A 10,520-nucleotide genomic window follows, 5' to 3' on the forward strand; every position below is an offset into this window, starting at 1 on the left:
CTGCAGATTCATGCGACAGCCTCAGCGGATGAAGGTTGGCCAGCTCGGTCGACCCGCCGTCTTCCCACGCGATCGAGTGGTCGATCTCGCATCGCTCTGCCGGCATCCCGCAACCGGGACCCATGCATCGCCCGGCGCGCCATCTCACGATGTCGCGAAGGACTTTCGGCGGCCGGTACCGATCGCGGCCGAAGGACAGCACCGCCCCTGTCTCAGGGTGGGTGAGCACGCGCATCCATTCGCGTGCCCCGCCGCAGAGCTCGCGAGCCTTGGAATGGGGGATCGGCCCGAGGCCCTCGACGACGGCGGGCTCGGACCCAGCCGGTTGCTCGTCTTCCAGCAGGGAGAGGGCCGGCACCGTGACGACCACCGTCGCGCGGATGCCGCGCGCTTCTGATGGCACGTGATCCGTCGTGCCGTCGATGAGGAGGTCTCCGAACACGTCTGCGCGTACCTGGTCGAGCGTGCGTTCTTCGCCCTCGGCGGCGGTGATCGCCTTGCCCATCGCGGTGAGGCGCTGGTGAATCGCCTGTGCCTCGACCGCGGGAATGTGGGCTCCGAGCCACGCCATTCCGTCGCCGAGCGTTTCCAGCACGACACGGCGCTGCTCAAGCGCCTGTTCGTGACGTTCCTCGAGGGTGCTCGCGCGGTGGGTCTCGATGAGCCGGCGCAACATGCGCCGGAAGGGACCTATCTGCAGGTTCTCGGCGGCGTCCAGCGCCTCGGGGAGAAGAAGCGCGGCAGCCTCGGCGCCGATCTCGTCGAGCCCCGCGACCAGCACGTGGCTCTTGTCGTCGTCGATGCGCCCGGCGTGAAGCGAATGCCACACCTCGGGATAGCGATGCACCAGGGCCTCGGCGTGGACGAGCATCGCCTCCGCGACGTACTCCGAGACGCGCAGCGCGGCGGCCAGCTCGAGACGCACGGATCGGAACGCGACCGAGGCCAGATCGACGCTGAACGCCGTCGCCTCGTCGACGGCGCGCCGCCGCATCCCATCGATCGCGGAATACCGTTGGGCGACGAACTGCATCATCGTCTGGGTGAGGTCGAGAACGTCGTCGAGCTCGTCGGGCTGTTCCGCCGCTGCCGCCATGAGCACCGAGAGGGGGATGTCGACGGGCGGCATGTCGCCTTCGTCGAACCACTCGTCGGGGTCGCTGTCCATGCTCAAGACTTTAGAACATACCTCCGACATCGCTTCGGAGGCGGTCGACGGCGGTGGATATCGCGCACCGTCCACATCCGCGTGCCGTTCAGTGCATCCACAGAACCCGTTGCGAGAATATCGGCAAAGCGCCGTCGGCTAGACTCGACGCCGTTCGACGGATGCCGCTGCGGCGGCCTCGTCGGGAGGGTTGTCCGAGCGGCCGATGGAGCTGGTCTTGAAAACCAGTGGGCAGCGATGTCCCGTGGGTTCGAATCCCACACCCTCCGCCACAGCATCGTGGTCGGCGCGATCCGCACCCGGGAGCGCGCCGACGAGCGGTGGGCGACACCCGAGAGGATCCGAGTGAGTCAGAGCAAGCGTGGTCGGCGCACCGTCGCACGACACGGCGAGCTGAAGTCGCCGCATCCCGCCGGTCTGCTGGCGAAGATCATCGGTATCGTCGCCGCCGTCGTCTTCGTCGCGGGTGCGGGCGTCGCTGCTTACACCGCCTACGACATCACGGCGAGCTTCGCCGACGAGGCGGTCGCTCTCGAGGGTCAGGATGCCGTGCCGCCCGACATCGGTGCGATCGAAGGTGGCGTCAACATGCTCGTCGTCGGCACGGACGAGTGCGAGGCGGAGTATGCCTACCTGTTCGGCGATCGCTGCACGGGAGCCGATGCCGAGGGGCAGCTCAACGACGTCAATCTCCTGGTCCACATCTCCGATGAGCCGCGACGTGTCACAGTCATCTCCTTCCCGCGTGACCTGATGGTGCCCATCCCCGAGTGCACGGATGAGGACGGCTCGGTGTCGTCGGCGATGAGCAGGCAGCAGATCAACAGCGCGTACTCCTACGGCGGCCTCAACTGTGTCGCGAAGACCATCTCCGAGCTCAGTGGCATGAACATCCCGTTCGCCGCCAAGGTGAGCTTCGGCAACGTGATCAACATCACCGATGCGATCGGGGGAGTCGACGTCTGCATCGGCAACGGTGGCATCCAGGACCGGTATACCGGCATCGACTGGCCGGCGGGAACCCGCAACATCCAGGGTGTGGAGGCGCTGCAGTTCCTGCGCACTCGTCACGGACTCGAGAATGGCAGCGACCTGGCGCGCATCAGCAACCAGCAGCAGTACATGTCGTCGCTCGCGCGCAAGCTCGTCAGCGACGAGGTGCTGTCGAACCCGTCGACGCTGCTGCAGCTCGCGACCACCGCGGTCGACAACGTGACCCCCAGCCAGAGCCTCACGAACCCGATGACGCTCGTGCAGATCGCGCTCGCGGTGAAAGATGTGCCCTTCGACGAGATGGTCTTCGTGCAGTACCCCGTGTACGACGACCCGTCTGACCCCAACCGCGTCGTGCCGAACTATGAGGCCGCCGATGCGCTGTGGGCCGCGCTCGAGGCGAATCAGTCGCTCACGCTGACGAGCGACCCAAACGACACCGGTGGTGTGATCATCGAGGAGCCGGTCACTGAGGAGACCGAGGCGCCCGCAGAGCCCACGGAGGAGCCGACCACAGAGTCGTCGGGTGAGCCGACGCCCGACCCGACCGAGACCTCCGCGGTTCTTCCGGACTCGATCCCCGGTTCGACCGCTGCGCAGGAGACGTGCTCGGCCGGTAACGTCTTCGGCTGATCGTTTCGTCGACGCCCGCGGTTCGTCACCGCGCGCGTCAGCGGTTATGATTGCCGGGTGCATTCAGGCGCTTCGGTGCCGTGGATGCCTGGAGACGTCGCATAGTCAGGCCTAGTGCACCACCCTGCTAAGGTGGAGTCCTCGCAAGGGGACCGAGGGTTCAAATCCCTCCGTCTCCGCCAAACTTTCTGGCCCGCGATCCCTTGTAAACACTGGGATCGCGGGCCATCGGTTTTTCATAGAAGCACGATTTGCGTCCCGTTTGCGTCCGGTTCCCGAAAACGCCTCTCGGAAGGCGCCTGAGGGTGAAAGCCGACGTCCTGTTTGCGTCCCGCGTGGACGCACGTTGGCTCAGGCCTCGGCAGGGGGCGCGCAAGCGCTGGCTTAGCTGTTAGATGTGGCGTCGGAGTCGGTGAACAGCGAAGCGACGCCGGCTCGGCCGGCGGCGGTGTCGAGGGCTTCCGAGACTGAGTCGAGGTCGCTGTCAAAGAGGTCTGAGTAGACGTCGAGTGTCATGGCGGCAGACGTGTGTCCGAGCATTCGTTGGACAGTCTTGACGTTTGCGCCGGCCTGCACGGCGAGGGAGGCGGCGGTGTGGCGTAGGTCGTGCGTTGTCATGGTCGGCAGCTCGGCCTTCGTAAGTGCAGACTTGAACCAGGACTTGGAGCCTTCGTCCGAACGAGTGCGGCGCATGAATTGCCCGTCTTTGCCCGGGAAGATCAGCGCATCCCGGGGCCGGTCCTGCAGGGCGCCTCGGAGTTCCTCGACGAGGAAACGGGGGATCGGTACGAGGCGACCCTTGTGTGACTTAGGCGTGCCCTCGTGAATCTTGCCGTGTACTTCGACGGCGTTCGCGGTGACGTGTAGCCGACCGCGTGCGAGGTCCAGGTCCCGCACGCGCAAGGCCGTGGCCTCGCCCCAGCGAATACCGGTGTAGGCGAGTACGAGAACCAGGAGCTTCCGCTCGCCGGAGGCCTGGGCGAGTCGGATGACCTCTTGATGCGTCAGGTACCCGTGACGGCCTCGGGTCTTCTTCGGCAGCCCAATGCGCCCCATGCGCGCGGGATTGCTGGAGATCCGGCCATCGAAGACGGCATCATCCAGGATGCTGGCGAGCACGCCGAAGGTTCGGATCGTCACCGTGGCGCCCGTTTCGCTGGACAGCTTGGCCACCCAGGCACGCACGTCGGTGTGGCGGATGTCTCCCACCTCCCAGCGCCCCCAGGTTGGCTGGACTCGCAGGCGCCAGGCGGTCATCACCGGCGCGAAGGACGAGGGCTTCATCGAGTGCCGTTTTGCCTCGAGCCACGTTTCACCAAGAGCTTCGACGGTCACCCTTGCTGCCTTGGGATCGACATAGGCGCCCTTGGCGCGCGAGGACTCGACATCGGCGAGCCAGCGTTCCGCGTCGCGTTTGCGTTCGAATCCGCGCTTGCCGCCCTTGGTGCCGTCGGGTTTCAGATAACGCACTTCGTAGCGTCTACCGGCCGCGCTTTGATATGGCCTGACGTTACCCACCCGCCGGTCGACCGGCGTTGTACTTCATACCCTCGAGGCGGCCCGCCTTGCGGGCATCGATGATCCACTGCGATGCCGTGCGGTGGGGGATGCCGAGCTCCTGCTGCAGGAGCTTCGCCGGAGGAAGCCCAGCGAGCGCGGCGCTGCCGTAGAGCAGCTCGACGACTTCCATGCGAGCCTCGCCGGCCCCACGCTTGACGACCTCAGCCGCGAGCATCGGCGGCAGGATGCGCCCACCAGACGTTGTCAGTTGATCCACGCTGAGCCATGTCGCGTTCGGATCGTCCTCATCTTCAAGCGTGAGGAAAATGCAGCGCGGAGCTGCCGTCTGCACGATGGCCTGCATCCCAACCTTTGCGACGGTGGGGTAGTTCACCTCAACGTCATCACGGACCGCAGTGTTCGTCACGACCTTGATGAGGTACCGCCCTTCGCTACGAACGTAGCGGGCGGTGAGCGTCGTCTTCACGCCGAGTACGGCATCGGTGGCCGTCGCGATAAATGCGGGAGCTATGCGCAGTGCGGACCCGACCGGCTCTGTGGCTGCATTCCAGGTGAGCTCCTGGCCATCGAGTGTCTTCACGTCGACCTTCACCTCCCTAGTTTGTCTAACCGCACGGCGCTTTCGCATTCACCTCTTGTGCAGAGTATCAGATAGTGCTTCACTCACCGTAAACCAGTTGGTACATACGCAAGTGGAGGTAGGCGATGTTCAAAGTCCTTCAGATCGAATGCGACGATCCAGAGCACACGTTTCTCACGCAGCACGAGCTGGCCGAGAACCTTGGCTTCCCGCTGAGCCGGCTCACGGGGTGGCGCAAGAACGGCGGCGGCCCGAAATTCACCAAGTTCGGCAAGTCAGTGGCATACAAGGTGTCCGAGGTGAACGCGTGGATCGACGAGCACACTCATGAGCGCATCGGAGATCGGGCCGTCCGCTCCCCGCGGAGGTTGCGGTGATCCGGCTCGTTGTCTACACAGCCGGTGACGATTGCATGCAGTGTCGGCTTACGACGCGGATGTTGGATGCTGCCGGCCTCAGGTACCACGAGGTCAACCTCGCCGCGTCGTCCAACGCCGCGGCTCACGCACTCGTAACCAAAGACCTCGGCTACCAGTCCGTTCCCATCGTCGTCGTCGACGAAGGTCGTCATTGGGTGGGGTTCCGGCCTGATCTGATTGGCGATCTTGTCCGTCGTCTGAATGACGCGGAGAGCTAGTCATGGACAGCGAAGCGCAAGGTGCCTCGCGCGAGAAGGTGCGCACCGAGAGTGAGCGCCTTGAGCGACGGCGCGAGTCGAGACGGCGCTACCGCGAGCGTCATGCTGACGAGCTGCGCGAGCAGAGCCGGCAATGGAAGGCCGCGCATCCCGAGAAGGTGAAGGAGTACGGGGTGCGATATCGCGCAGCGCACCTCGAGCAGATACGCACTTCGAATCGAGAGAGCGCGCGCGTGAAACGCGCTGCGGACCGGAAGTCGGTCGCCTCGGCGAAGCGTCGGCGCGAGAAGGGTCGTGAGCGATACGCCGCCGACCCCAAAGCGCACCGTGAATACCAGCGCAAACGTCGTGCAGCGCAGCGCGCGGCGGATCCGGAGGGCTACCGTAAGGCGAAGAAGCAGCGCACCAAGCGTTGGCGCGACAGCCATCGTGACGAACAGAACGCCAAGCTCCGGGCGAAGCACCGCGACAACCCCGAGGTGAAGCGCGCCGCCGCAGAGCGGTACTACGCCGCGCACGGCGACGAGGTGCGCGAGCGCCGCCGCGCGTACTACTGGGCCAACCGTGAACAGCAACTCGAGACGCAGCGCCGATGGCGTGCGAGAGAGAAGCGTCGACGCGAGGCGGGCCTGCCGCCACGGAGGCTGCACCGCGTTACGGCCGCTGAACGCGCCGCGAATGCGAGCGAAGCAGAAGAGTTCTTCTCGCGCGCCCGCACTCGTGAAGAGGTGAAGCAGATGCGGCGGGGGCCAAGAACAAGCACCGTCGAGCTTGCACAGTGGAACCGGGCAAGCGTGCGCGCCCGTCTGGCTTCGGCGATCTCCGCCGACTCTGACGCCGTGAAGCCTGTCGCGGCAAGCGAGAGACGCCGCGAGAGTGAGAACCTGACGGCACGAGGCCTCAAGGCGAAGGTTGCGGCAGCCGAAGAGGAACGGATGGACGCCATCGCCCGCGCGATCAACGACAGACTTCGCCAAACGCCTCGCCGTGCGCAAGTCCATCGACCGGGACATGCGCCACCCCCCCGCACCATCGACAACGTCTGAAGGACTATCGCTATGAACGACAACTCTCAAGAGCGCCCCGTGCTGAACCGGTCCGATGTCGAGGCGGCGCTCGCCCGAATCGCGGTCGCCACATTCACGTACTATCCCGAGAAGGCAACGGAGGAGCCCGGCTACGTCGTGGAGGAAGATGTCGACTGGGCCATGGGACCGCTCCGGGTGATGGATGCTGCCCAATACGAGCGCTGGCGAGCGCGCGTGATTGCGGTGATCTCAGACGCTTCTCACGATCGTCGAGCGTTCCTCGCCGACCTCATGGGGCTCGCGGAAGACTAGGGGCGGGCAACCCTCCGAACGCGGAGAGTGTAGCGGCCGCGACCGGCTGCGTGCCGGGCTTTCGCGACGTATGCTCACTCGCTGCGCTCGCTCCGCTACTTCACGGTCCCGGCACTCCGCCGCCCGTGACCGCGAGATGCGCGATTGTCGAAGGATGCAGAGGAGTGGTGTTGAACGGGATGGCGTGCCGATGGCGCACGCCAGTTTGCCTACTTGACTTGAGGCTGAGCTGCTGAGGTGTCAGCTGCCGGCTTGAGTGCGCGGCGGACGGCAGACTCGCTGACCCCGAGCGCGCGGCCGATCTGAGCGTACGAGCGCTTCTGTGTGCGGAGTTCCCGTGCGATCTCGATCCGGTCTTGCGTCATCACCCGCGGACGGCCGGGTCTGCGGCCGGCGGCGATCGCGGCATCCAACCCCACGCGTGTGCGGACGCCGATGAGTCGCCGGCGCAATGCATCCAGCGCGTTGAGCACATCGCCAGGCGCGGCGGTTGCGTCCGGGGTGGTGGACAGGGCGGGCTCGGCGAGTGAGTAGATGTCGACACCGCGTGCCCTCAACCGCGCGACCGTCCCGACGAAATGCTCGACCGAGGAAGACAACGACACTGCGCTCGGAATGAGCAACGTGTCGCCACTCTTGAGCGAGTTCAAGCATCGCTCAAGATCGGGCCGCGGGCCGGATGTCGCACCGCGGCGGTCGGTGAACACTTGGGATGCTCCGGCCCGCCGCAGCGCGGCGGCATCCTCCGAGACGCAGTCTCCCGACAGCACCTCGCGGACGTAGCCCACTGTTCGGCTCATAGCGAGATGCCGCGGTCGATCTCCGGGCCCGAAATGGCCGGAGCCGGCTGACGCTCCGGGCGCTGGTCGGTCGGCGTAGCTTGGCGGAGTGCGACGAGTTGCCGTCCGAGGTTGGCTTCCGCAAGAGGCCGAGCCTGGGAGTCTTTCGGAAGCGCCAGGTTGGGCAGGACTTCACGGAGTCCGAGTTCATGTAACTCGATGAGCACCTCCGCCAGCGGATGTGCCACCTGACGCGACGAGAGCGCGAAATCTGTCGTCGCCCGCAGCTCGGACAGCCAGCGCATTGCCTGTGGCGCAGGCAGGGGAGTGGCGTTCTGCCGTTCGAGGGTGGCGAGTGCCCCCTCGAACCCGGACGCATCGGTGCGCGCTGCGTCGAATCGTGTGGTGCCGTCGCGTCCGATGATCTTGAGGCGGTCGACGCTCGGCGCCGCTTCCAGGGTCTGAACGAGTGCTCGGACGCTCTCGAGGCTCGCGTCGTGCTCGGCGACAGTCGTGAACGGCGACGCGCGACCAGCACGCGCATCGATAAGGTATCCGGACACCGTCGCGAGCAGGCTCTCGGATTTCGGGGCCGTGACCACAGCGACCGTCGTCGTGAAGCCGCTCTTCGCGAATAGGCCCGCCGTCGCCAGCGCGACATCGGAGGAACTGCCCGTCCCGTCGAGGAGAAGTGATCGCCGCGTAGTCCGTGCATACTGCAGCGCGCTACGCATCCATCCGGACGTTGACTCTGTCAGGATCAGACTCGCTTCAGCCGAGCGTGAACGTGAGAGCTCAAGGTAGCGCGGGTGAAACGCCCGCAGGTCGCTAGCGCCGAGTGCGGCGATCTCGCGCCCGTCGACGAGCCCCCCAAACGCCCTTGCGGGCCCCACGCCGAACTGACCTGTTGCGAGTATCAGTTCGGGATCAGCGGCCGACGGACCATGCGCGAACACCACCGGACGGATGCGTCGCTCGAAGATGGCCTGCAAATCGCTCTCAGGCGATGCAACGCTACTCACGACTGGTCCACCATGTGCCGGCCGACGCGTATGTTGACTTCGTTGACGAAGCCGTCGATGGCTTGACGATCGAATCCGTCGATCGCCAATAGCTCGAGTCGGAGGGATGCGGCCTGTGTCACGGCCGCGTCGATATCGAGTTCGCCTCGCTCGGCAGCTTCGAAGAGCTTCGCCGTCGCGCTGTTGAGCGCTTCGCGCGCGAGATTGAACCGCACCGCATCGTTCGTGCGCCACGCCGACGTTCCGAGCATCATCGGGCCTCCGGTGAGCAGTCTATCGATGCGCCAGAAACGTTGAGTCACAATAATGACGGCAAGGAGCTTGCCCCCGTCTCAGCCAACCGCGGATGAGCCCAGCGTATGAATTGCACATACACCCCAGCACGGCCCGACCACATGCATCTGTTCGATCAGTTGGCGTCTTTGGGAGGTCATCGTGATCGGGGTGCTGGGCTGGCTTGTCGCGCTTGACATACTCGTTCGATGTATGGGACCCGGCTCGCGCGCTGGGAGAAGGCCATGGAATGGCCTCTCCTTGCTGCCGCAATCATCTTCCTTGTCGCCTACGCGCTCGAGATCACCGCCGACCTGCGCGGTGCGAACGGGTTGGCCGCGAACGCGGTCATCTGGGTTGCGTGGGCGGCTTTCGCTATCGACTACATCGTGCGCTTGGCCATCGCGAAAAATCGGTGGCGGTGGTTCTACCGACACCTTCTCGATCTCGCGATCGTCGTCCTGCCGATGCTCCGTCCACTTCGATTGATGAGGTTCCTGACGATCCTCGCGATCTTTCAACGCGGTGCGGGGAACCTGCTTCGCGGGCAGGTCGTCATTTATACGTTCGGGGCAACATTGCTAGCGATCCTCGTCGCCGCGCTCGCGGTGCTCGACGCGGAGCAAGCTGAAGGCACGATCACCAGCTTCGGGGATGCCGCGTGGTGGGCATTCGTGACTATCACCACGGTGGGCTACGGAGACTACTTCCCGGTCACTCTAGCCGGCCGCCTCGTTGCCGTCGGCCTGATGGTCGGAGGCATCGCGCTGATCGGCGTCGTCACCGCCACACTCGCCTCCTGGATCGTCGAACGGGTCTCCGACAGATCGGACGCAGATGAACTCGCTGCCGCAGCCAGCGAGTATCAGGTCGAAGAACTTCGCCGTGAGGTCGCCGAGTTGAAGGACATGATCCGCGCACTTCAAACACATTCATGACCGAGAAGACTCCACAGGGCAGTATCCGCTATCGCCGCCGCGCGATGACGGCCGACGCCCCTGTGGTGGAACAAACGTGACGCCACGCCGAACAGTCGCGCCGCACTAGCGGCATCCGAATCAGGGCATGCTCGGACCGGAGCCGTCGCGTGCGCCGAAGATCCGCGTTCGGGCTCGCCCAAAAGCGGGAGGTCGTGGGCGAATCTGGCCGGGGTGACGTACGTCCCCTTCGTCGACGAGCGAGTCTCGCGCAGCCCAGGCGTTGCTAATGCGCCCTTGCTAGGCGTATCGGCGGACCGCGTCGCGGATAGCGTCCGCGTGCTGGTAAATCTCGTCGGTGGATTCGATCGCGTGCCTGGTTTCTGCCTTGTCCTCGTCCAGAAGTCCGAGGTACTTCTGCTTGGCGTTGAAGTGGAGGCGCGCGATCGGCTTGCGATTGTTGTCATCGAGCAGGACGGCGAAGTAGCTCTTCGCATCGCGCTGGGTTATGCGCTGCGGCTTCACTTCGCCGCACGCGATCGCCTTTACGATCTGGTAGCCCTCGAGCTCTTCGAGCGTCGTCTCGATTTCGGTGTCGCGGTCAAGGTCGTCCTCGACCACAGGTTCACTTATCCTCGATCCACCGATGGGCGGGGG

12 protein-coding genes, 2 tRNA genes and 1 pseudogene are annotated in these 10,520 nt (G+C 65.2%); 8 read left to right on the forward strand and 7 right to left on the reverse strand.

Translation table 11 applies throughout. The features are described 5' to 3' along the window. Positions 1–1,168 (reverse strand): HNH endonuclease signature motif containing protein (locus tag B3S45_RS11935; protein WP_286720820.1); only part of this gene is annotated, 1,168 nt, incomplete at its 3' end. 184 nt (positions 1,169–1,352) lie between these two features. On the opposite strand from B3S45_RS11935, the gene B3S45_RS11940 reads away from it, so the two are divergent. The 3 genes from B3S45_RS11940 (at position 1,353) to B3S45_RS11950 (ending at position 2,976) form a co-directional block, all read left to right on the forward strand. After that, positions 1,353–1,440: transfer RNA gene (locus tag B3S45_RS11940), tRNA-Ser, on the forward strand. 73 nt (positions 1,441–1,513) lie between these two features. Next, a complete protein-coding gene (locus B3S45_RS11945; protein WP_286720822.1) occupies positions 1,514–2,794 on the forward strand; it encodes an LCP family protein in 1,281 nt (426 codons plus the stop codon). Between the two features lie 90 nt (positions 2,795–2,884). Further along, a tRNA-Ser gene (locus tag B3S45_RS11950) sits at positions 2,885–2,976 on the forward strand. Between the two features lie 202 nt (positions 2,977–3,178). On the opposite strand, the gene B3S45_RS11955 is transcribed toward B3S45_RS11950, so the two are convergent. Next, the gene (locus B3S45_RS11955; protein ID WP_286720824.1) at positions 3,179–4,264 is read right to left on the reverse strand and encodes a tyrosine-type recombinase/integrase; all 1,086 of its coding nucleotides are present in this window, start codon (positions 4,262–4,264) and stop codon (positions 3,179–3,181) included. 40 nt (positions 4,265–4,304) lie between these two features. Next, entirely contained in the window at positions 4,305–4,907 is a 603-nt protein-coding gene (locus tag B3S45_RS11960) for a hypothetical protein (RefSeq protein ID WP_286720826.1), read from the reverse strand. Between the two features lie 113 nt (positions 4,908–5,020). Here B3S45_RS11960 and B3S45_RS11965 point away from each other — a divergent pair, with 113 nt between their 5' ends. Genes B3S45_RS11965 through B3S45_RS11980 form a run of 4 tightly spaced genes read left to right on the forward strand, consistent with a single transcriptional unit; the run spans position 5,021 to position 6,872 of the window. After that, positions 5,021–5,272: a helix-turn-helix transcriptional regulator gene (locus B3S45_RS11965; RefSeq protein ID WP_286720828.1), complete on the forward strand. Its 252-nt coding sequence runs from the start codon at positions 5,021–5,023 to the stop codon at positions 5,270–5,272. After that, positions 5,269–5,532, forward strand: coding sequence for a glutaredoxin domain-containing protein (locus B3S45_RS11970; RefSeq protein WP_286720830.1), 264 nt, complete (start codon positions 5,269–5,271; stop codon positions 5,530–5,532). The genes B3S45_RS11965 and B3S45_RS11970 overlap by 4 nt, the downstream gene beginning before the upstream one ends. Before the next feature lie 2 nt (positions 5,533–5,534). Beyond that, the gene (locus B3S45_RS11975) at positions 5,535–6,578 is read left to right on the forward strand and encodes a hypothetical protein (RefSeq protein WP_286720832.1); all 1,044 of its coding nucleotides are present in this window, start codon (positions 5,535–5,537) and stop codon (positions 6,576–6,578) included. A 12-nt stretch (positions 6,579–6,590) separates the two neighbouring features. Then, complete coding sequence (locus B3S45_RS11980) at positions 6,591–6,872, forward strand: hypothetical protein (protein WP_286720833.1); 282 nt, start codon at positions 6,591–6,593, stop codon at positions 6,870–6,872. Positions 6,873–7,081: 209 nt separating this feature from the next. Here B3S45_RS11980 and B3S45_RS11985 read toward each other — a convergent pair whose 3' ends face one another. From B3S45_RS11985 to B3S45_RS11995, 3 genes are read right to left on the reverse strand one after another with little or no spacing between them, the layout of a single operon-like run. After that, entirely contained in the window at positions 7,082–7,660 is a 579-nt protein-coding gene (locus B3S45_RS11985) for a recombinase family protein (RefSeq protein WP_286720835.1), read from the reverse strand. A gap of 8 nt (positions 7,661–7,668) precedes the next feature. Next, positions 7,669–8,673, reverse strand: coding sequence for a zeta toxin family protein (locus tag B3S45_RS11990; protein ID WP_286720837.1), 1,005 nt, complete (start codon positions 8,671–8,673; stop codon positions 7,669–7,671). Next, positions 8,670–8,927 (reverse strand): hypothetical protein, encoded by a 258-nt coding sequence (locus B3S45_RS11995; protein ID WP_286720839.1) that lies wholly within the window; start codon positions 8,925–8,927, stop codon positions 8,670–8,672. Before B3S45_RS11995 ends, B3S45_RS11990 begins: the two co-directional genes overlap by 4 nt. A gap of 264 nt (positions 8,928–9,191) precedes the next feature. Between B3S45_RS11995 and B3S45_RS12000 the strand changes: the two genes are divergently transcribed. Next, positions 9,192–9,884: a potassium channel family protein gene (locus tag B3S45_RS12000; RefSeq protein ID WP_286720841.1), complete on the forward strand. Its 693-nt coding sequence runs from the start codon at positions 9,192–9,194 to the stop codon at positions 9,882–9,884. A 279-nt stretch (positions 9,885–10,163) separates the two neighbouring features. Here the strand turns inward: B3S45_RS12000 and B3S45_RS12005 are convergent. Further along, positions 10,164–10,520, reverse strand: a pseudogene (locus B3S45_RS12005) (restriction endonuclease); the annotation flags it as partial.

The organism is Microbacterium sp. UBA1612 (genome assembly GCF_002321605.1).
Taxonomy (GTDB): Bacteria; Actinomycetota; Actinomycetes; order Actinomycetales; family Microbacteriaceae; genus Microbacterium; species Microbacterium luteum.

What these genes read in the sequence shown, in the direction of transcription:
- B3S45_RS11965 (WP_286720828.1), top strand. Translation starts at nt 5,021, where the DNA reads ATGTTCAAAGTCCTTCAGATCGAATGCGACGATCCAGAGCACACGTTT.
- B3S45_RS11975 (WP_286720832.1), top strand. Translation starts at nt 5,535, where the DNA reads ATGGACAGCGAAGCGCAAGGTGCCTCGCGCGAGAAGGTGCGCACCGAG.
- B3S45_RS11980 (WP_286720833.1), top strand. Translation starts at nt 6,591, where the DNA reads ATGAACGACAACTCTCAAGAGCGCCCCGTGCTGAACCGGTCCGATGTC.
- B3S45_RS11995 (WP_286720839.1), bottom strand. Translation starts at nt 8,927, where the DNA reads ATGATGCTCGGAACGTCGGCGTGGCGCACGAACGATGCGGTGCGGTTC.
- B3S45_RS12000 (WP_286720841.1), top strand. Translation starts at nt 9,192, where the DNA reads ATGGAATGGCCTCTCCTTGCTGCCGCAATCATCTTCCTTGTCGCCTAC.